Annotated in this window: 16 protein-coding genes; 6 read left to right on the forward strand and 10 right to left on the reverse strand. The window is 61.1% G+C overall.

Annotation, left to right across the window (positions count from 1 at the left end; all coding sequences use genetic code 11):
- Positions 1-20: 20 nt before the first annotated feature.
- From POF45_RS06430 to POF45_RS06460, 7 genes are all read right to left on the reverse strand, one after another.
- Positions 21-1,460: an NAD(P)/FAD-dependent oxidoreductase gene (locus POF45_RS06430; RefSeq protein WP_259495239.1), complete on the reverse strand. Its 1,440-nt coding sequence runs from the start codon at positions 1,458-1,460 to the stop codon at positions 21-23.
- Positions 1,457-1,765 carry a (2Fe-2S)-binding protein gene (locus POF45_RS06435; RefSeq protein ID WP_259495241.1) on the reverse strand — a complete coding sequence of 103 codons (309 nt, stop codon included), beginning with the start codon at positions 1,763-1,765 and terminating at the stop codon, positions 1,457-1,459. The genes POF45_RS06430 and POF45_RS06435 overlap by 4 nt, the downstream gene beginning before the upstream one ends.
- Positions 1,743-2,843: an NAD(P)/FAD-dependent oxidoreductase gene (locus POF45_RS06440; protein WP_282315371.1), complete on the reverse strand. Its 1,101-nt coding sequence runs from the start codon at positions 2,841-2,843 to the stop codon at positions 1,743-1,745. The genes POF45_RS06435 and POF45_RS06440 overlap by 23 nt, the downstream gene beginning before the upstream one ends.
- Positions 2,843-3,637: an ABC transporter permease gene (locus tag POF45_RS06445; RefSeq protein WP_259495244.1), complete on the reverse strand. Its 795-nt coding sequence runs from the start codon at positions 3,635-3,637 to the stop codon at positions 2,843-2,845. Before POF45_RS06445 ends, POF45_RS06440 begins: the two co-directional genes overlap by 1 nt.
- Before the next feature lies 1 nt (position 3,638).
- A complete protein-coding gene (locus POF45_RS06450) occupies positions 3,639-4,538 on the reverse strand; it encodes an ABC transporter permease (RefSeq protein ID WP_282315372.1) in 900 nt (299 codons plus the stop codon).
- Complete coding sequence (locus tag POF45_RS06455; RefSeq protein ID WP_259495247.1) at positions 4,535-5,617, reverse strand: ABC transporter ATP-binding protein; 1,083 nt, start codon at positions 5,615-5,617, stop codon at positions 4,535-4,537. The genes POF45_RS06450 and POF45_RS06455 overlap by 4 nt, the downstream gene beginning before the upstream one ends.
- An 85-nt stretch (positions 5,618-5,702) precedes the next feature.
- Entirely contained in the window at positions 5,703-6,734 is a 1,032-nt protein-coding gene (locus POF45_RS06460; protein ID WP_282315373.1) for an ABC transporter substrate-binding protein, read from the reverse strand.
- Between the two features lie 284 nt (positions 6,735-7,018).
- Between POF45_RS06460 and POF45_RS06465 the strand changes: the two genes are divergently transcribed.
- The 3 genes from POF45_RS06465 to POF45_RS06475 all read left to right on the forward strand — a co-directional run bounded on the left by POF45_RS06465 (position 7,019) and on the right by POF45_RS06475 (position 11,169).
- Positions 7,019-7,912: a LysR substrate-binding domain-containing protein gene (locus POF45_RS06465; protein ID WP_259495249.1), complete on the forward strand. Its 894-nt coding sequence runs from the start codon at positions 7,019-7,021 to the stop codon at positions 7,910-7,912.
- Positions 7,913-8,225: 313 nt separating this feature from the next.
- A complete protein-coding gene (locus POF45_RS06470; RefSeq protein WP_282315374.1) occupies positions 8,226-10,214 on the forward strand; it encodes a type VI secretion system Vgr family protein in 1,989 nt (662 codons plus the stop codon).
- Positions 10,215-10,614: 400 nt separating this feature from the next.
- Positions 10,615-11,169, forward strand: a complete 555-nt coding sequence (locus tag POF45_RS06475) for a hypothetical protein (protein ID WP_282315375.1) — start codon at positions 10,615-10,617, stop codon at positions 11,167-11,169.
- 149 nt (positions 11,170-11,318) lie between these two features.
- On the opposite strand, the gene mgtA is transcribed toward POF45_RS06475, so the two are convergent.
- The 3 genes from mgtA to POF45_RS06490 all read right to left on the reverse strand — a co-directional run bounded on the left by mgtA (position 11,319) and on the right by POF45_RS06490 (position 16,975).
- Positions 11,319-14,042 (reverse strand): magnesium-translocating P-type ATPase, encoded by a 2,724-nt coding sequence (gene mgtA, locus POF45_RS06480; RefSeq protein ID WP_259495257.1) that lies wholly within the window; start codon positions 14,040-14,042, stop codon positions 11,319-11,321.
- 985 nt (positions 14,043-15,027) lie between these two features.
- The gene (locus POF45_RS06485; RefSeq protein WP_282315376.1) at positions 15,028-16,365 is read right to left on the reverse strand and encodes a lysine N(6)-hydroxylase/L-ornithine N(5)-oxygenase family protein; all 1,338 of its coding nucleotides are present in this window, start codon (positions 16,363-16,365) and stop codon (positions 15,028-15,030) included.
- Positions 16,366-16,492: 127 nt separating this feature from the next.
- Entirely contained in the window at positions 16,493-16,975 is a 483-nt protein-coding gene (locus POF45_RS06490) for a sigma-70 family RNA polymerase sigma factor (RefSeq protein ID WP_282316011.1), read from the reverse strand.
- Positions 16,976-17,296: 321 nt separating this feature from the next.
- On the opposite strand from POF45_RS06490, the gene POF45_RS06495 reads away from it, so the two are divergent.
- The 3 genes from POF45_RS06495 to POF45_RS06505 are packed head-to-tail and all read left to right on the forward strand — an operon-like array spanning position 17,297 to position 21,836.
- On the forward strand, positions 17,297-18,460 hold the full coding sequence (locus POF45_RS06495; RefSeq protein WP_259495261.1) for an efflux RND transporter periplasmic adaptor subunit: 1,164 nt from the start codon (positions 17,297-17,299) through the stop codon (positions 18,458-18,460).
- The gene (locus tag POF45_RS06500; protein WP_282315377.1) at positions 18,461-20,434 is read left to right on the forward strand and encodes a MacB family efflux pump subunit; all 1,974 of its coding nucleotides are present in this window, start codon (positions 18,461-18,463) and stop codon (positions 20,432-20,434) included.
- 7 nt (positions 20,435-20,441) lie between these two features.
- Positions 20,442-21,836 (forward strand): efflux transporter outer membrane subunit, encoded by a 1,395-nt coding sequence (locus POF45_RS06505; protein WP_259495265.1) that lies wholly within the window; start codon positions 20,442-20,444, stop codon positions 21,834-21,836.
- Positions 21,837-21,851: the final 15 nt, after the last annotated feature.

The raw sequence follows: 21,851 nt of genomic DNA on the forward strand, positions 1-21,851 counted from the left end.
AGGGCTACCCGCACTTGCTGTTATTTGGGTACAAACGCCTTCAGCGGCGCCGCATTCACGTCCGGTACGTAAGCGTTGGCCAGATCAATCAACTGCACGGGTTTGATCGGTGGGCGAATCCGGTAATAACCCACCGCCTGCATGGGCGCATGCCTGGCCTCGGCCAGTATTTCCCCGACCGTGATTCCGCACATCCGCCCCTGACAGGGGCCCATTCCGCAGCGTGAAAAAGACTTGGTCTGGTTGGGTCCACTGCAACCCAATCGGCTCATGGCGCGGATATCACCGGCACTGACTTCTTCACAGCGACAGACGATGGTCTGGTCTGCGGGCCGACGAAAAATCTCCGCAGGCCGGTACAACGTGTCCAGGAATGGCCGGATTGCCCGATGGCGATTCAGCTGGCGCTGAAGTGGAAGCGCCTGTCTGTCGCGCACGGTTTCGGTGAAACAGCCCAGTTGCTGGGCGACCTGCAGGGCAGTCAGCGCGCCCGAAAACTCTGCAACCCTGGCGCCGTCGATGCCACCGCCATCCCCGGCGACGTACGTCCCCCGCAGCGAGGTCTGGCCCCACTGATCAAGATCAGGGCGCCAGCACAGTTGCGTTGCGTCCCAGAGGTGCTCGCAGCCCAGCGAACGGGTCAGCTGGACGTTGGGAATGACGCCCTGATGAACCAGCAGCAGGTCCGTGTCGATGTGCGCTTCACGACCGTCGATTGCATAGCGAACCCGCTCGACAGCGCCCTGCCCCAGCGCTTCGAGGCTGTCGACATGCCGGATATGCGGTAGGCCGCTGCTGCGAATCGTCCTCAGCAAATCCATGCCCTTGAGCAGATAACCTGGCGCCCGCAACGCTGAAAACAGATGGCGCAGCGCCGGAAAACGATTGGCTCGTGGCGTGGTGTCGAGAATGGCCGCCACGGAACTGCCCGACCGGATCAACTGCCAGGCAAACAGATAGAGCAACGGCCCGCTACCCGCGAGCACCACGCGCTGGCTCGGCAGCAGTGCGGCCGACTTCAACAGCGTTTGCGCGGCGCCGATGCCCATGACGCCGGGTAACGTCCAGCCGGGAAATGGAACGGGCCGCTCCTGGGCACCATTGGCGATGACCAGTGCCCGCGCCTGGATTTGGCCACTGCCGCTGCCTGCGTTGGCGCCGTTGCGGGTGAAGCTCACCTGCCGGTCGCGGGTAATCTGCCATGCCAGGGTGCCGGGCCAATACGCCACACCGCTCGCCAGGAAGCGCTTTACCAGTGCTGCGCCGGCTACATAGTCCTTGCCCAGCAAATCCGGATCAGCCAGCGGCGACTGCGCCACACTGCGATAAATCTGCCCGCCAGGCTGCTGGTTTTCGTCCACCAGCAACACATCAAGGCCGGCTTCCCTGGCTTGCAACGCACAGCTCATGCCCGCGGGACCGGCACCGATGATCAGCAGGTCAACATGCATCATGCTCATTTCAGACTCCTGGCACCGATCATGGATCGGATCGTCATTCCCGGCTGCACCAGCGTCATGCAGGCCTGTTGATTGGGCACACCGTCAATCTCAACCAGGCACTCGAAACAGGCGCCCATCATGCAGAACGGTGCCCGTGGTGCGTTGGATACCGGCGTTTCCCGCAGCTGCGTAACGCCCACGCTCAGCAGCGCCGCGGCGACCGACATGTAGTGCGGCACAGTGAAGGGCCGGTCATTGATCAGGATTGAAACCTGAGCGGCTGGCGCAGCGGCGAGCGCGCTAAACAGCGAAACGTTTGGCATAGAAATAGTCGAGAAGTGAGGGACGAGGCGCACCCATGAGCCAGGGCACGAGTTTTTCGCAATGGGCGGCCGCGAGCGTGACGCCGCTGTGGCACAAGGCAACAAACGCCCCAGAGTGCACGAGCGACTCTTCGTAGACCGGCATGCTGTCGGGGGTCATGATCCGCAGCGATCCCCAGGCGCGCACCACGCGAACGTTCTTGAGCAGCGGAAACGGCGCGATGGCTTTTTGCGCAATATGGGCAATGATGCCCGGCGTCACGCTGTCATCCATGTCCACGTCTTCGGCGGAATCCCCCAACAGCAACGAGCCCTCGGCGGTTTGACGGACAGACAGCGTCGGGTAATCGAGAAAGCGCTTGACCCGTTCGGTGACCAGAATCTGCCCCCGCAGCGGCACCACCGGTGCACGCAGGCCAACCATCGGTGCCAGGACGCGATTTCCCAGGCCTGCGCAGAGCACCACTTTCCCGGCTTCGATGGTCTGCTTGCCGGCGGTCAACCGGAAGCCGCCGTCGCGCGGAACGATCAGATCGACGCGTGAATCGGCTCGATACACGCCCCCGGCGCGTTCGAAAGCGGCGAACAGGCCGCGCAAGGTGTAGAGCGGACTGACATGACCGTCGTGGGGCGAATAGACCGCGCCCGTCACGTCCGGACCCACGGCCGGTATGCGCTGTTTCAATTGCGCATGATCAAGCACTTCATAGCTCAAGCGACTGTCTTGCGCATGCAGCTTCGCCAGCGCCGCCGCACTGCTGGCCAGGCTTTCCTCGTTCATGGCGATCATGATTCCACCCGGCTTTTCGTAACCGAGCTTCATGCCGCTGGCGTCTTCGAGTTCCTGGCAGAAGCCGGGCCACAGCTGCGATGACTCCAGTGACCAGCGCGCATAATCGATTTGCCGGGAGCCTTTACTCGAGACCCAGACCAGGCCGAAGTTGCCCCGTGCGGCCCGCACGCTTGAGTCCTCGCCATCGAGCACCAACGTGCTGACGCCGCGCTTGGCCAGTCCATAAGCGATGGCCATCCCGACCAACCCGCCGCCGACCACTACGTAGTCGTAGTCGTTCTTCATCAGTTTTTCCCCATCAGCACTTTGTCGAGACCCACCAGGCGATCAAGCACAAACATCAAACCTACGGTAATCACGATGATCACCACCGCGACCGCAGCGACCATGGGGTCCACGGTTTCGGTCATGCTCATGTAGATACGCACCGGCAACGTGAGCGTCGCCGGGGATGCGAGGAAGATGGTGGCGGTCAGTTCGTCGAAGCTGCTGGCAAAGGCCAATACCCAGCCGCCGAGAATGCCCGGCAGCAGCGCCGGCAGCGTGATGCGTCGAAAGGTCGTCCAGGCACTGGCGCCCAAGGACATTGCCGCGTGCTCCGGCTCACGGGACAGACTCACCATTGACGCCATGATCAGGCGCAGTGAATAAGGGAAGATCAGCATCACATGGGCCAATACCAGCGAGGTAAACGAACCGTTGACACCGAACTCGTTGAACAGCCGCAACAACGCGACTCCCAGCACCACCGGCGGGATCATCAACGGCGACAACAACAGGCCGTTGAGCGCCGCCCGGCCGGGGAACGAATAACGCAACAGGCCCAGCGCGGCAGGCACGCCAAGCAGTGCCGCTCCGGTCGCGGCCAGCGTCGCCAGCCCCATGCTGTTGCAGAACGCCGTGACAAAACCATTGTCATTGAACAGCGCCACAAACCAGCGCACTGAAAAGTGCAACGTAGGGACGCTCAGCATATTGTCCGGGGTGAAGGCGACCAGGCAGACGATCACCAAAGGCGCCGCCAGGAACACTGAAAACAGGCTGTGAAAAACCAGCGCGAATAATCCATTGCGGTTCATGTCAGCGCCCCAGTCGTCGTTGGATTCGGCGTTCAACCAGCTTGCCGTACACGCCGATGACCAGCAGGTTGAGCAGCAGCAACAGCACCGCGATAGTCGCGCCGACCGGCCAGTTCAAGGTGTTGAGAAATTCATCGTAGGCCGCGGTGGCGGCGACTTTGAGTCGACGGCCACCAATCAGCGCCGGGGTGGCGAAGGCACTGGCGCTGAGGGCAAATGTCATGAGGCTGCCGGACAGCACGCCGGGCAGCACTTGCGGCAAGACGACCCGCCGCCAGACCGTCATCTGCCCGGCGCCCAGGCTCAATGCAGCGTCACAGCTTTGCGGGTCAATGCCTTGCAACGAGGTCCATACCGACAAGATCACCAGTGGCACCAGCGCGTGGATCAGGACGATGACCACGGCCCAGAAGGAGAACAGCATCTGCGGGCTGCCATTCGTCAGACCCAGCCAGCCGATGAGACTGGCAACGACACCGTTCTGACTCAACAGGATTGACCAGCCCAGGGTCCTGACGACCGCCGAGATCAGTAACGGTGCCAGGGTCATGATCAGGAAGAAGGCACGCCAGCGCGGCCGCATGCGGAAAATGATGTACGCCTCCGGCACGCCCAGTACCACGGCGCCCACGGTGACAGCCAGGGCCAGACCGAGGGTGCGCAGAAAAATGGTCTGGTAATAAGGGTCGAGCAGCACCAGGGCGTAGTTGTGCCAGGAACGGGTCTCAAGCACAGAGCTGGTTTCAGCACTGAAGCCATGCAGGCTCAGTTCGCCCGTCATCAGCATCGGAATGGCCAGCAGCGCGATGAACAACAGGCTGGCCGGCAGCAAGAGCAACAAAGCTCTGGTGCTGAATTCAAAGGCGCGGCGCCGGGGTATCAACACGGATGCCTGACTCATGGCGCCACCCCGGACTGTGTTGCCGGCAGATCACTATTGGAAATCACGCGGCGCAGCGCCGAGGACTCCCACGCCAACCCCACCTGTGCGCCGGGCAGCACGGCAACCTGGCCTCGATTGGCACGCATGACGTGCAGGACGCCCAGTTGGGTCATGACCGTGACCAGCCAGCAATTGCCCTTGAACACGCAACTCACCACCTGGCCGCGGAGGACAGCAGCAGGACCGTCGACCAGGTCGATACGCTCGGGGCGCAACGAGAAGGTAGCGCGACCGCACGGCCACTCGGTGTCCAGCACCAGGCTGCCAGCACCGCAGACAAATTGGCGCTGACTGCCGCGCAGCACGATTTCCCCGTCCAGCAGATTGGCACGGCCAATGAAGTCGGCGGCGAAGTGCGATCCGGGGTCGTCGTACAGATGGTTGGGCTTGTCGAAGCGCACGATTCGGCCACGGTCCAGCAGCGCGACCCGGTCGCTCATGGCCAGGGCTTCGTCCTGATCATGGGTGACCATGATCGTCGTCGTACCGACTTGACGCTGGATGCTGCGTAATTCGGTTTGCATGTCGTGACGCAGCTTGGCGTCCAGATTGGATAACGGCTCATCGAGCAACAACAAGGGTGGCTTGATGATCAGTGCCCGGGCCAGTGCGACCCGCTGGCGCTGTCCGCCGGACAGATCGCGAGGAAACTTGTCGCCATGGGCGCCCAGTTGCACCAGCTCCAGCGACTGGCTCACCTGACGGATCCGCTCGGCGCGTGCCACGCCACGCATCTGCAAGCCGAATTCGATATTTTCGCGAACGGTCATGTGCACAAACAGCGCGTAGCTTTGAAACACCATGCCCAGGCCACGTTGTGCCGGTGGCCGACCCAGCAACGACTTGCCTTGCAGACGGATGTCGCCATGGCTGGGATCAATGAAGCCGGCAATCATTTGCAACGTCGTGGTCTTGCCACAGCCCGAAGGTCCCAGCAGCGAAATGAATTCGCCCTGCTCGATATTCAGATTGACCTCATGCAGGACTGTCACGTCGCCATACGACTTGCTCAGGCCTTCGATAATCAAATAACTCATTTTATTATTGACTCACTTTCCGCTTGGACGGGCGTGTACAGGCCCAGGCAGGACGCCATTCGGTGGCCCTGCCTGTGACGCAGATTCATTGCTCGATCTGGCGATTCCACTGTTGTATCCAGGCGGGACGCATGGCGTTGACGATGTCCCAGTCAATGCTCAGCATTTTCGCGACGGTGGCCTGGTCAGGCACTTTTGCCAGCACCGCGGGTGGCAGTTCGGTGTGCTTGTTGACCGGCGCCACGCCCTCTTCATCGGCGAACAGCGCCTGCACTTCCGGGGTCAGGCTGTACTGGACAAACTTCTGGGCCAACGCATTGACCGTATCGTGCTTGACCGGGCAAACGCTCAGGCCCAACGCCATGGCGCCTTCCCTGGGGGCGACGAACTTCACCGGCACGCCCTGATTACGCAGTGACTGGGTACGGCCTGCACCCCAGGCGCCGATCCAGAGGCTGTCGTTCTGGAACAACTCGGAAATTTTTCCCGGTGACGGGTCGAAGGACAGAACGTTAGGTGCCACGCTGGCTTTTATCGCGGCAAAACCCGGCTCGATGTTCTGCTCGCTGCCGCCATTGAGGCGCGCGAACATCACCAGGCTTTCAATGCCGTAACCGTTGGTGACGCTGGGGAACTGCACATGGCCCTTGTACAAAGGGTTGGCCAGGTCGTTCCAGGACGTAGGCGGCGCCCAGCCCTTGGCGGCAAATACGCGCTCGTTGTAGACGATGCCCGTGCCGTCGAGACCGATCGTTACCGCCTTGTTGCTTTTGAAATGCGCAGCGTCGTACAGGTCTTTATAGACGGGGGCATCGCTCAGCGTCTCGCAATAACCCAGCTGCGCCGCCTGGGACATGGGACCGTCATCCAGAAACGCCACGTCCAGCGTCTGCTTACCCTTCTGAGCTTGCATGCGAGCCATGGTGGTGGTCGTGTCGCCCGGTACCAGGATCACTTTGCTGCCGGTCATTTTTTCGAAAGGCGGCACGATCTGCTCTTTGAGCAACTGCTCGAAAGAGCCGCCGAAAACGGCGACGTACAGTGTCTGTTGCTCGGCGTGTGCGTGGCTGGCGAACAGCGAGGCCGCGATGAGTGCGGGGGCAAACCTTCTGATCATGTTGACTCCTGATATGAGTACCACTGTCGATGCCCGCACCTTCCGGGCAGACCCAGTGTCTGCAATTGATATCAGGGGGTCCAATCACAATTGGAATGACATTCATGTTTGAATGTTATGTATTTTCCATGAGTCCTCTGGTTCAAAAAAATTGCTGAAACGCTTATTCTTCTTGAGCAAACAGCCTTTTGATCAGCGTTTACCGACAAACCTCAGCCAAAAAGTTGCGCTAACGGTCAAATATCAAGCAAACGAATGTCAAAATATAATGAGTGCAAATAGCTATGAAAAACAGGCAGCTAGAGGCGTTTCGCGCGGTCATGATTCGGCACTCGATCACCAGCGCAGCGGAGATGATGAGCGTGACTCAACCTGCGGTTACCCGCTTGATTGCTGATCTGGAAGCGGATGTCGGGTTCAAGCTGTTCGTACGTGAAAAGGCCCGTCTGTTTCCGACCTCCGATGCGGTACTGCTGTACCGGGAAGTGGAGCGCTCGTTTGTCGGCGTCGAACGAATTGCCCATGCCGCACGCCAGATACGCTCATTGAACAAGGGCGCCCTGACCGTTTGCTGTGCCCCTGCCCTGGCCGCGACATTATTGCCATCCTGGATCGCGCAATTCATGGCACTGCATGAAGGGGTGACGGTGATATTCACCATCCAAGGAACCAAAATCGTGAGTGAAATGGTGGCCAACGAGCAATGTGACGTCGGCTTCGTGACGTATGCAACCTGGCAACCCGGCGTAAAGCTGGAGCGACTGTTCACGGCGCCCATGCGTTGCATTCTGCCGATCGGCCACCGGTTGGCAGACCGTGCCCATATCACGCCACAGGACCTGGCCGGTGAGCCTTTCATTTCATACCCCAAAGAGCTGGATAGCCGACGCGCCATTGACGAACTGTTTGCGAAGTACCAGGTGGCGCGCCAGCTGAACATTGAATGCCATCTATCTACGGCCATCGCGTCCCTGGTCGGTTTTGGCGCCGGCGTTTCCATCATTGATCCCGCAGTGGCCGATACATTGGGCGACAAGGTCCTGGTGCGTCCATTCACGCCCCAGATTGACTTCGAATACGGGATTGTGATTTCCGAGCGCCTGGTTGCCTCGCGTTTGACCAAGGCGTTTTTGGGGTTTGTGAAGGAAAAGGTCATTGCCATGTCGCACCCAGGCTGAGCGGCTTGGATGTTCCAATCTTCCGTCCGACGGCTCTAACCGCCCTTGCGATTGGAGCGCGCCGCTATCACCCTGCAATCTCTGTCAATCCGGCACACCTGTATGGAATGGCTTCCCGGGACCGTGACGACTGAAGGGGTATGTGAAGGAAGTATTTATCCTGACATCGTGCAGGACTTTTCCCGGAGAAAAGAAAAAGCCTCCGAACGTGGCTTTCGTCGCCCAACAATGGGCAATAACAACTTCTGCATTGATGTAACTGATTAATTCCAGCAACATCCGCTCAGCTTATCCAAAGGACGGAATTCAAGGCATGCTGGACGCAAACGCAATCCATATCTCCCTCACGCTGGAAGGCGTTTCCACTGACCTGCAAGTGCTCAGCTTCGTCGGTCGCGAAGCCCTCAATCAGCCGTTCTGTTTCGACATCGAACTGGTCAGCAGCCGCCCCGACCTCAAGCTCGAAGAATTGATGCACAAGCCCGGCAGCCTGTCCTTTGGCGCGACCGGCAAGGGCCTGATCCACGGCCTGGTGTATCGCATCGAGCAAGGCGATTCCGGCAAAAGCCTGACCCGCTACAGCATCAGCCTGGTCCCGCAACTCGCCTACCTGCGGCATAACCAAGACCAGCAGATTTTCCAGCACCTGAGCGTGCCGAAGATCATCGCTCAGGTCCTGGAAGCCCGCGGCATTCTGGCTGACGCCTACAGTTTCCAGCTGGGCGCCACTTACCCGGAACGCGATTACTGCGTGCAGTACGACGAGTCCGACCTGCATTTCATTCAGCGTTTGTGCGAAGAAGAAGGCATTCACTTCCACTTCCAGCACAGCGCCAGCGGCCACAAACTGGTGTTCGGCGATGACCAGACCGTGTTCCGCAAACTGGCGCCGGTCAGCTACCAGCAAGACTCCGGCATGGCCGCCGAAAAACCGGTGATCAAGCGTTTCAACCTGCGCCTGGAAACCCGCACCACCCGCGTCAGCCGCCGCGACTACGATTTCGAAAAACCACGCCTGCTGCCCGAAGGCGCGGCCAAAAGCGCGTTCGCCCCGGACCTCGAAGACTACGACTACCCCGGCCGCTTCACCGACCGCGAACGCGGCAAGCAACTGGCGACCCGCGCCCTGGAACGCCATCGCGCCGACTACACGCGGGTCGAAGGCAAAGGCGACGAACCGAGTCTGGTCAGCGGCCATTTCCTGACCCTGGCCGAACACCCGCGCGCCGAATGGAACGATCTGTGGCTGCTGCTGGAAGTCATTCACGAAGGCAAACAACCGCAAGTGCTGGGCGAAAACACCACCAGCGACGTGACCGACCACAAGGACGACTTCCATCAGGGCTATCGCAACCGCTTCCTCGCCACCCCGTGGGACGCGCACTACCGCCCCGCCCTCGAACACCCGAAAGCCAAAGTCCTCGGCAGCCAGACCGCCGTCGTCACCGGGCCCAAGGGCGAAGAGATCCACTGCGATCAGTACGGCCGCGTCAAAGTGCAATTCTTCTGGGACCGCGAAGGCCAGTCTGACGACAACACCACCTGCTGGCTGCGCGTCGCCACCGGCTGGGCCGGCAATGCCTACGGCGGCATCGCCATCCCGCGCATCGGCATGGAAGTGCTGGTCACCTACCTCGAAGGCGATCCCGATCAACCGCTGATCACCGGCTGCCTGTACCACAAGACCAACGTCGTGCCCTACGACCTGCCGGCAAACAAGACCCGCAGCACCTTCAAGACCCTGAGTTCACCGGGCGGCAAGGGCTACAACGAATTTCGCATCGAAGACAAGAAAGGCGCGGAACAGATCTACCTGCACGCCCAGCGTGACTGGGACGAAAACATCGAGCACGACCAGAAGATCCATGTCGGCAACGAACGGCATGACACGGTCGAGGCCAATGTGTTCAGCGAGTTCAAGGTCGAAGAACACCGCATCACCCATCTGGACCGCAAGACCGAAGCGCGAGCCGATGAGCACCTGACCGTGGGCGTGACCCAACATGTGAAGGTCGGCACGGCGCAGTTTGTCGAGGCCGGGACCGAGATTCACTACCACGCGGGTGAGAAGGTGGTGATCGACGCCGGGATGGAACTGACGGCCAAGGCAGGCGGGAGTTTTATCAAGATCGATGCCGGTGGCGTGACCATCAGTGGTGCCGAGGTCAAGACCAATTCCGGGGGTGCGCCTGGGGCGGGTACGGGGATCGGCATTCTTGCGCCGCTGATTCCTGTGATTGTCGATCAAGCCCGGGCAGGCGGCTTGCTCAAATCAAAAGTCAGCGAACGCTATGACGAATAACTGAAGTTCGTTACCCGCCGTGGACAGCCCGTCAAATCCGTCAAGACGGCGCTGATCGTGCCCTCCGAAACAGCGCCGCAAATTTCGAAAAGCGACGCCGCCGGTCTTCATCCCCGCTTGCAAACCGACGCCGAAGAACCGGTAAAGGCCCATCTGGTATGGGATGAACTGATTGTGCCTTCCGGGGCCGATGACTATGAGGCGAGCAGAAAGAAATGAGCGCTCAACCGATTACCACCTTCACGACCAATGACAAAGCCTGCTCCGTCCACGAAGTGGTCCTGGGCTGTGACAAGTTGTGGGCCATGGGCCAAGAAGAAGCCATACGCCGCTTAAGCAAAAAGCGCTCGTCGGCGTCAAGCAAATACAGTGTGTTTCCGATAAAAAGGTTCTAAAAACAGTGAGCCCCAAAAAAAACATCATCTGTCTGAGCCTGCTAGACCTGCTTGCAGCTGGCCAGGTGTTCGCACAACCACCAAAACCCATTATCAACTGCCTGTTATCAGACGGAACCCAAGCCTCCTTATTGGCTGAATCCAGCGCTGATGGCCAACGTCTATTCGTGAACATCGATAAAAAAACACAACCCGCCTTCACCGACATGCCTGACGCTGACTTTGTCGGAGAAGTGGTCATGGCCAGGTGCGCGGGCTCCAGCCTGATCTTTGCGCTTGACTACGGCTCACCTTATTTGAAAGGTGTTGTATTACGGAAAAACCCTGTCAGTCATTCGATTGAACGCATTGATTTTGCCGAGAAAGCACTGCCGACCTTTCTGTATCTTGGGCAGACACAGATGCGGCTGGTCTTTCCCAACATCGGCAATGAAACGCCGAAGCGCTTTCTGATTTATGACTATGTCTCGGGCAAAGGCCAAGGTGAAGAAGCCAGTGGCAGCGATATCGTGCCGGGCAAGTCCGGGTTCGAAGTGATCGATTTAAAGCCGGCTCAGTAATGCGCCTTTGAGGCTGTGACGCAGAGCGTCACGGGCTGCATTCCCACGCAGAGCGTGGGAACGATCGCATGTTCAGGTTAACGACGGCTTCGCCGCCGAGCGGGGGCAAGCCCCCTCGCCACAAAAGGCAGTCCGTGGGATGGGGCTGATTACTGCCAGCCGAACCGCCGAATGTAAAACCCCTTCACCGCCTGAGTCAGGCCCATGTACGCCAGCAGAATCACCGGCAAAAACACGAAGTACAGCGACGGCAGCGCCTGCAGTTTGAAGTAGTGCGCCAGCGGGCCCATGGGCAGGAAGATGCCGACGGCCATGATGATCGCGGTCATGATCATCAGCGGTGGGGCCGCACGGCTTTGCAGGAACGGGATTTTCGGGGTGCGGATCATGTGCACGATCAGGGTCTGGGTCAGCAGCCCCACCACGAACCAGCCGGACTGGAACAGGGTCTGGTGGTCCGGGGTGTTGGCGTCGAACACGTACCACATCAGGGCGAAGGTGGTGATGTCGAAGATCGAGCTGATCGGGCCGAAAAACAGCATGAAGCGCCCGACGTCCGCCGGCTGCCAGCGCTGTGGTTTTTTCAGCATGTCGGCATCGACGTTATCGAACGGGATGGCGATCTGCGAGATGTCGTACAGCAGGTTCTGCACCAGCAGGTGCATCGGCAGCATCGGCAGGAACGGGATGAACGCGCTGGCCACCAGCACCGAGAACACGTTGCCGAAGTTGGAACTGGCGGTCATCTTGATGTACTTGAGCATGTTGGCGAAGGTCCGGCGCCCTTCCAGCACGCCCTCCTCCAGCACCATCAGGCTCTTTTCCAGGAGGATGATGTCCGCCGCTTCCTTGGCGATGTCCACCGCGCTGTCCACGGAAATGCCGATGTCGGCGGTGCGCAGGGCCGGCGCATCGTTGATGCCGTCGCCCATGAAGCCGACCACATGGCCGTTGGCCTTGAGCAGGCGCACGATGCGTTCCTTGTGGGTCGGCGTGAGTTTGGCGAAGACGTTGGTGGTTTCCACCGCCAGCGCCAGTTGCCGGTCGCTCATGCGCTCGATGTCGTTGCCCATCAGCAGGCCCTGCTGCTCCAGGCCGACTTCACGGCAGATCTTGGCGGTCACCAGTTCGTTGTCGCCGGTCAGCACTTTCACCGCCACGCCGTGGGCGGCCAGGGCCTTGAGGGCCGGAGCGGTGCTTTCTTTCGGCGGGTCGAGAAAGGCCACATAACCGATCAGCGTCAGCTCCTGTTCATCCGCCAGATTATAGGTGTCGCGCCCGTCGATCATCGGCCGTGCAGCCACGGCGACGACCCGCAAGCCTTCGGCATTGAAGGCCGCCGTGACTTGCCGAATGCGCGCCAGCAATGGTTCGGTCAGCGCTTCTTCGGCCTTGCCGTGGCGCACGCGCGTGCAGACGGACAACACCTCTTCCACTGCACCTTTGCAGATCAGCAGATGCGGCTGGCTCTGCTCGGCCACCACCACCGACATGCGCCGACGATTGAAGTCGAAAGGGATCTCGTCGACCTTGCTGAACGCCGTGCCGACTTTCAGCTCGCGAAAGACCTCGACGTGTTCCAGTACCGCCACGTCCAGCAGGTTTTTCAGACCGGTCTGGTAGTAGCTGTTGAGGTAGGCCATTTCCAACACGTCGTCGGAGTCTTCACCCCAGACGTCAACGTGGCGCGCGAGGAAAATCTTGTCCTGGGTCAGAGTGCCGGTCTTGTCGGTGCACAGCACGTCCATCGCGCCGAAGTTCTGGATGGCGTCGAGGCGTTTGACGATGACTTTTTTGCGCGACAGAAACACCGCGCCCTTGGCCAGGGTCGAGGTGACGATCATCGGCAGCATTTCCGGGGTCAGGCCCACGGCAATCGACAGCGCGAACAACAGCGCCTGAGTCCAGTCGCCCTTGGTGAAACCGTTGATGAACAACACCAGCGGCGCCATGACGAACATGAAGCGGATCAGCAACCAGCTGACGTTGTTGACGCCCGTCTGGAACGAGGTCGGGCCACGGTCGGTGGCGCTGACCCGCAGCGCCAGTGCGCCGAAATAGGTGTTGTTGCCGGTGGTGAGAATCACCGCCATGGCGGTGCCGGACACCACATTGGTGCCCATGAACAGGATGTTGTCCAGGTCCAGCGGGTTGCTGGTGTCGCTGTCCTGCTGGCGGGGGAATTTTTCCACCGGCATCGATTCGCCGGTCATCGCCGCCTGGCTGACGAACAGATCCTTGGCGCTGAGTACCCGGCAATCGGCGGGAATCATGTCGCCGGCCGACAGCACGATCAGATCGCCCGGCACCAGTTGCTTGATCGGCAACTCGATGCGTTGCGTCGCCTGCTCGGTGTCGGCATCGCCACGGCGCAGCACGGTAGCGGTGTTGCTGACCATGGCCTTGAGCGCGTCGGCGGCCTGGTTGGATTTGGTTTCCTGCCAGAAACGCAGCAGCGTCGAAAGCAACACCATGGAGAAGATCACCGTGGCGGCTTTCAGGTCATCGGTCAGCAGGGAAATGACGGCCAACAGGGTCAGCAGCAGGTTGAACGGGTTTTTGTAGCAGTGCCACAGGTGCGTCCACCAGGGCAGAGGCTGCTCGTGCTCGACCTCGTTGAGACCGAAACGCTCGCGCAGGGTGTGCGCCTCGGCTTCGCTCAAGCCGTCGGTGTGGCTGCCAAGACGATTGAGCAACGGGCCGGTGTCGCTGTTGGCGGCAGTCACCAGGGTTTGTGCGAGTGACGGCGGCACTTCGCGATTGACCGTGGCGTCGGTGAAACTTTCCAGCAACGCCAGACGGCGAAAGTGCCGGGCGATGTGGCGGGTGCGCAGGAATCCGGCGAAGAATTCTTTGAGCAGGGTCAGGTTCATGGCAGTTTTCCCAGGAGCAGCCGGGGAAACCTTCAAGCAGGCGTGTCTGCGCCGTGATGGCGACGGGGTAGTCGAACATCACGCGCTGTTCAGCGTCGATGAGAGGGACGTCGGGAGTCGGGCCGCAACTGGCCGCGATCGGGATGCCGCTACTCGCTTTTCGGCGAGATAACGGCACAAAAAAACTGCGCGTTATCTTGCCGAGAATATGCCGGTTATCAAAACCGGCCGACTACTGTCACTCGAACAAGTGCCCACTGTGGGTCTCCGCTATGGATAAAATCGCGCGAAGCTTACATACCGCTACAGGGAGAGTAAACGACGCCTTGACGGCTGCCGGGGCAATTGCAGGGTTATTCAGGAAGGGTTCAGGTTGGGGCTCTGTGGTGCTTTCGATGGCCCCATCGCGAGCAAGCTCGCTCCCACATTTGATCCCTGTCATGCACAAAATTTGTGCTCTCTGAAGATCTCCTGTGGGAGGGTTCAGGTATATGGCTTTGTGGTGCTTTCAATGGCCCCATCGCGAGCAGGCTCGCTCCCACATTTGATCTCTGTCATGCACAAAATTTGTGCTCTCTGAAGATCTCCTGTGGGAGGGTTCAGGTATATGGCTCTGTGGTGCTTTCAATGGCCCCATCGCGAGCAAGCTCGCTCCCACATTTGATCTCTGTCATGCACAAAATTTGTGCTCTCTGAAGATCTCCTGTGGGAGGGTTCAGGTATATGGCTTTGTGGTGCTTTCGATGGCCCCATCGCGAGCAAGCTCGCTCCCACATTTGATCCCTGTCATGCACAAAATTTGTGCTCTCTGAAGATCTCCTGTGGGAGGGTTCAGGTATATGGCTTTGTGGTGCTTTAAATGGCCTCTTCGCGAGCAGGCTCGCTCCCACAGGGATCTTCAGTGAATACAGATTTTGTGTACAACCGAAGATCAAATGTGGGAGCGAGCTTGCTCGCGATGGCGGCGGTACAGGCGCCGAAAATCTTAGCTGGCGGTCGCCAACAACAGATCCATCACCGAACGGCCATGCCCACGATGCTTGCCATGGTCATACAAAGACCCTGCAATCTCATCGGCGCGAATCGGCAGGATCGACAGCAAGGTGTCACTCAAGCCGTGGCTCGCCTGGCAGAAGCCCTGCATGTAGATGCCGGCCTTGCAGCGTTCGTCGGTGATCAGTTTGTAATTGCGGTCCACTTCAAAATCACCCAGGTATTCTTCCAGCGGCGCCAGCAGTTTGCGGTGCATCTGGCGCTCGTAACCGGTGGCCAGCACCACGGCGTCGTACAGACGGACCGTGACTTCGCCAGTGGCATTGTTGCGCACCGCCAGTTCGATACCGCGCTCGGTGGCGGTGGCTTTTTCGACGGTGGTCAGGGTACGGAATGCGTGCCGGGCAATGCCCGAGACTTTCTGGCGATAGAAGATGCCGTAGATGCGTTCGATCAGGTCGATGTCCACCACCGAGTAGTTGGTGTTGTGGTACTCGTTGACCAGCCGCTCGCGCTCGCTGTGGGCCTGCTGGAACACCAGGTCGGTGAACTCCGGCGAAAACACTTCGTTGACGAACGGGCTGTCATCCGCCGGTTTCAGCGCCGAGCCGCGCAGGATCATGTCGACCTTGACCGTCGGGAAGCTGTCGTTGAGGTCGATGAACGCCTCTGCCGCGCTCTGCCCGCCGCCGATGATCGCGATGTTCATCGGCTGATTGTTCACGCATGGCTGCTTGGCCATCTGCGCCAGGTACTGGGAATGGTGGAACACCCGGCCGTCATCTTTCAGCGCCTTGAACGCCTCGGGAATGCGCGGTGTGCCGCCAGCGCTGACCACCACCGAACGGGTGGTGCGCACGTGTTGATGGCCCTGGGCATCACGGGAAATCACCCGCAGCGCCTCGACGGTCTGCTGATGCAGCACCGGCTCGATGGCCAGCACTTCTTCGCCGTAGCGGCTCTGCTCGGTGAACTGCCCGGCGACCCAGCGCAGGTAGTCGTTGTACTCCATGCGGCACGGATAAAAGGTGCCCAGGTTGATGAAGTCCACCAGACGACCGTGGTGCTTGAGGTAATTGACGAACGAGTACGGGCTGGTCGGGTTGCGCAGGGTCACCAGGTCCTTGAGGAAGGAAATCTGCAACTCGCTCTGGGTCACCAGGGTGTTGCCGTGCCAGCGGTAGTCGGCCTGCTTGTCGAGAAACAGCACATCCAGCTCGCCCTGGCTCGGCCCGCGCTCTTGCAGGGCGATGGCCAGCGCCAGGTTCGAAGGGCCGAAACCGACGCCGATCAGGTCGTGAACGATGGGCGATGCAATTGCCTGTGTCATTTCCAGTGTCCTCTGGATGAACCCCTCAACACGGGGTAAGCCTAAGTGACCCGGCTGGCCTTGCGCCGGCCAGGGTCGTCTGTTGAGTAGGAACGAGGACGATGAAAAAAAATTTAACGGCAAAGGATCAATGGGCGTCCCATTGCTTGATGCGCACGCGGCAATGCTTCATGGCATTGACGATGTGCTTTTCCACCAGCGCCCGGGAAATGCCCAGGTGTTCGGCGATTTGCGGGTGCGACAGGCCGTCGATCTTGCGCAGCAGAAAACTCTCGCGGCACAGCCTTGGCAACTCCGCGAGGGCGCGCTGGAGCATCTCCACGCGTTGGCCATGATCGAGGCTGTGATGGGGCGACGGGGTGAAATAGCGCTCTTCGCTATCGAGCACATCCAGCGACTCGACCTGACGCAGGGCGTTGCGCCGATGGTCGTCGATCACCAGATTGAGTGCGGTGCGATACAGAAAAGCCCGGGGTTGCTCGATCGGCGTTTCGCTGGAGCGCTCCAGCACCCGCACATAGGCGTCATGCACCACATCTTCGGCCACCTGACGGTTGCCCAGCCTGGCGTTCAGAAAATACACCAGTTCGCGATAGTAGTTTTCCAACATGACTCCCGGCCGCACGGAGTGCGGGTCCTGTCCTTGAGCCAGACCGGCCACCGCCAAAATGGGCAATAGCACGATAGTGGCCATTCAAGGTGCGTAATTTATAGTAATTCTCATATAGATTTAAAGCACTGGATCCATCTGCCGGACAAATAACCCGCCGGCGGAGCTGTAACCCAATGTATCAAGGCTTAAATTCCTGCGAAGGGTTCTCGTTAACAGGACAGCCTCCCGTGTCTGTCGCGCCCTGCGACAGCGTATGGCGCTGCGCAAACATTGCGCAGCGCCATACGACGGGCCGATACCCACCGGCTGGAACCCTGCATGAAACGTCCCCGTCCCACCCGACGCGCCCTGCTTGTAGCACTCTGCCTGATCCCCGCAATGGCCTTCGCAGCCTGGCAAGTCATCCCGCCGGGTCGGGAAAAACTGGCCACGGCGCAGGTCTCCCGGGCCGATATCGAAAGCAGTGTGACCGCCCTCGGCACCCTGCAACCGCGCCGCTATGTCGATGTCGGCGCCCAGGCGTCCGGGCAGATCCAGAAAATCCATGTCGAGGCTGGCGACGAAGTCAAGGAGGGCCAGTTGCTGGTGGAAATCGACCCGTCGACCCAGAAGGCCAAACTCGATGCCGGGCGCTTCTCGATCGACAACCTGAGAGCGCAGTTGCAAGAACAGCGCGCCCAGCACGATCTGGCACAGCAGAAGTACCAGCGCCAGCAGCAACTCGCCGCCGGCGGCGCCACCCGTGAAGAAGATGTGCAGACCGCCCGCGCCGAAGTGCGGGCGACCCAGGCGCGCATCGACATGTTCCAGGCGCAGATTCGTCAGGCTCAGGCCAGCCTGCGCAGCGACGAGGCCGAACTCGGCTACACGCGCATCTATGCGCCGATGTCCGGCACCGTGGTCGCGGTCGGCGCGCGCGAAGGCCAGACGCTCAACGCCCAACAGCAAACCCCGCTGATCCTGCGCATCGCACGCTTGTCGCCGATGACCGTGTGGGCCGAAGTCTCGGAAGCCGACATCGGCCACGTCAAAGCCGGCATGAGCGCCTACTTCACCACCCTCAGCGGCGGCAAGCGTCGCTGGAGCAGCACCGTGCGCCAGATTCTGCCGGTGCCGCCCCGTCCACTCGAACAGTCCCAGGGCGGCAGCCCCACCAGCGGTCGCAGCGGCGCCGAACGCGTGGTGCTCTACACCGTATTGCTGGACGTCGATAACGCCGATAACGCCTTGATGGCGGACATGACCGCGCAGGTGTTCTTCGTCGCCCAACAGGCCCGCAACGTGCTGACCGTGCCAACCGCCTCGCTGCAGAGCGGGCCGCAAGCCGACCGGCACATGGCACAGGTCGTCGCCGCCAACGGCGACATTCAGCCACGCGAGGTACGTACCGGTATCAGCGACCGCCTGCGCACCCAGGTCCTCGACGGCCTGGCCGAAGGCGATCACGTGCTCAGCGCCCCGGCTGTTGGCAGCGGAGGCTGAATGCAAACGCCCCTGATTGACCTGCGCCAGATCCGCAAAGCCTATGGCGGTAACGACAGCCCGTTGGTGGAAGTGCTGCGCGGCATTGACCTGTCGATTCATGCCGGTGAGTTCGTGGCGATTGTCGGCGCTTCCGGCTCCGGCAAATCGACACTGATGAACATCCTCGGCTGCCTCGATCGCCCCACCCGCGGCGAGTACCTGTTTGCCGGCGAAAACGTCGCGCAACTGGACAGCGACGAACTGGCCTGGCTGCGGCGCGAGGCGTTCGGCTTCGTGTTTCAGGGCTATCACCTGATCCCGTCCGGCTCGGCCCAGGAAAACGTCGAGATGCCGGCCATCTATGCCGGCACCCCAGCCGCTGAGCGCCATGCCCGCGCCGCGGCCCTGCTGGACCGTCTGGGCCTGGCCAGCCGCACCGGCAACCGCCCGCATCAGCTCTCCGGTGGCCAGCAACAACGGGTGTCGATTGCCCGGGCCTTGATGAACGGCGGCCACATCATTCTGGCCGACGAACCCACCGGCGCCCTCGACAGCCACAGCGGCGCCGAGGTCATGACCCTGCTCGACGAACTCGCCAGCCAGGGCCATGTGGTGATCCTGATCACCCACGACCGGGAAGTCGCCCAACGCGCCAACCGCATCATCGAAATCCGCGACGGCCTGATCATCAGTGACACCGCCGATGAACCCGCTGCTGCGCCCCGCCAGGCCAACCCCGGCGCCTTGCAAGCCGTAGACCTGCGCCAGCGCCTGAGCGCCGGCAGCGAGCACGCCGGGGCCTGGAAAGGTGAACTGGTGGACGCCGTGCAAGCGGCCTGGCGCGTGATGTGGATCAACCGCTTCCGTACCGCCCTGACCTTGCTGGGCATCGTCATCGGCGTCGCCTCGGTGGTGGTGATGCTGGCGGTGGGTGAAGGCAGCAAGCGCCAGGTGATGGCGCAAATGGGCGCCTTCGGTTCCAACATCATCTACTTGAATGGCAGCGCCCCCCACCCACGCACGCCACCGGGCATCGTCACCCTGGACGATGTCGCCGCGCTGGCAGACCTGCCACAAGTGCAACGCATCATGCCGGTCAACGGGGCGACAGCCGGGGTGCGCTTCGGCAACGTCGATCACACCAGTTACGTGGGCGGCAACGACACCAATTTTCCGGTCATCTTCAACTGGCCGGTGGTCCAGGGCAGTTACTTCACCCAGGCCGATGAAGACAGCGCAGCCGCCGTCGCGGTGATTGGCAAGAAGGTCCGGGACAAATTGCTCAAGGACGTGGCCGACCCCATCGGTCAGTACATCCTGATTGAAAACGTGCCATTCCAGGTACTCGGCGTGCTGGCCGAAAAAGGCGCCAGCTCCGGCGACTCGGACAGCGACAACCGCATCGCCGTGCCCTATTCGGCGGCCAGCGTGCGCCTGTTCGGCAGCCGCGACCCGCAATACGTGGTGATCGCCGCCAGGGACGCGGCCAAGGTCAAGGACGCCGAGCACGCCATCGAACAGACCCTGTTGCAGCGGCACAAGGGCAAGAAAGACTTCGAGCTGACCAACAACGCCGCCCTGATCCAGGCCGAGGCCCGTACCCAGGGCACGCTGTCGCTGATGCTCGGTGCCATCGCCGCGATCTCGCTGCTGGTGGGCGGTATTGGCGTGATGAACATCATGCTCATGACCGTGCGCGAGCGGACCCGCGAAATCGGCATCCGCATGGCCACCGGCGCCCGCCAGCGCGACATCCTGCGCCAGTTTCTCACCGAGGCAGTGATGCTCTCGGTGGTCGGCGGCCTTGCCGGTATCGGCCTGGCGCTGCTGGTCGGTGGCGTGTTGCTGCTCAGCGATGTGGCCGTGGCTTTCCAGTGGTTCGCCGTGTTCGGTGCCTTTGGTTGCGCCCTGGCCACTGGCGTCATCTTCGGCTTCATGCCTGCCCGCAAGGCTGCCCGGCTCGACCCGGTCACGGCCCTTACCAGTGAATGATCGACCTATGAAAGCGCCCCTGACCCTCCTTGCCGCCAGCCTTTTGCTGGCGGCCTGCAGCAGCCCCGCGCCACGTCCCGACAGCGGCCTGCAACCGCCCGCCGCGTGGCAGTCGCCCAACAACGCCAACACCGTGCAGAGCAACCGGCAATGGTGGACCCACTTCGCCAGTGCGCAACTGGACGGCTTGATCGAACAGGCGCGGCTGGGCAGCTTTGACCTGGCCGCTGCGGTGGCGCGGGTGCGTCAGGCCGAAGCCAGCGCGGTGATTGCGGGCGCCCCGCTGCTGCCCGAAATCAAGGCCGGCCTGAACGCCAATCGCCAGCGGCTGATCCACGGCAAGGGCTACAGCCAGCTGGATGTCAGCCCGAGCAACCGCTCGCTGGATTACTACGACGCCGAACTGAGCGCCAGTTACGAAATCGATTTCTGGGGCGGTAAACGTGCCACCCGGGACAGCGCCGTGTTCGGCTTGCAGGCCAGCGAGTTCGACCGCGCCACCGTCGAACTGACCTTGTTCAGCGGCGTCGCCAACAGTTACACCCAGGCCTTGTCGCTGCGTGAACAGGGGCGGATTGCCGAACTGAACCTGGCCAACGCGCAAAGCGTCCTGCACCTGGTGCAAACCCGCTACGACGCCGGCAGCGCGACGGCCCTGGAACTGGCTCAGCAGAAAAGCCTGGTGGCCGAGCAGCAACGCAAGTTGCCGCTGGTGCAACAACAGGCCCGCGAAGCGCTGATCACCCTGGCCGCCTTGCTCGGCCAACCGGTGCAGGAACTGACCCTGACGCCGCAACCGTTCGACCAGTTGCAATGGCCGGACATCGCCAGCGGCGTGCCCAGCGACTTGCTGCGCCGCCGTCCCGACATCGCCAGCGCCGAAGCCAGACTGGCCGCCGCCCAGGCCGATGTGACGGTGGCCCGTGCGGCGATGCTGCCCAAAGTCACGCTCACCGCCAGCCTCGGCACCGGCGCCGACATGGCCTCGGAGCTGATGCGCACGACCTTCTACAATTTGTCGTCGGGGCTTGTGGCGCCGGTCTTCAACAACGGCCGCCTGAGCGCCGAACGCGACAAGGCCACGGCACGTCAGCAAGAGCTGCTGGAAACGTATCGCGGGGCGATCATCAATGGTTTTGCCGATGTCGAGAAAGCACTGACCGGGATTCGTGGTCTTGATGAACAACGTCGCTGGCAGCATGAAGAACTGACCCAGGCACAAACCGCATTCGACATTGCCCAGAGTCGCTACCAGGCCGGAGCTGAAGACCTGCTTACGGTGCTGCAAACACAGCGCACGCTGTATGCGGCTCAGGATATGAATGTGCAGCTGCGGTTGTCGCGATTGCAGGCGAGTATCGCGCTGTACAAGGCGCTGGGTGGGGGTTGGCAGGTTATCTGACTGCGTATGGCTTGA

The sequence above is a fragment of the Pseudomonas fungipugnans genome (assembly GCF_029955235.1).
Lineage (GTDB): Bacteria > Pseudomonadota > Gammaproteobacteria > Pseudomonadales > Pseudomonadaceae > Aquipseudomonas > Aquipseudomonas fungipugnans.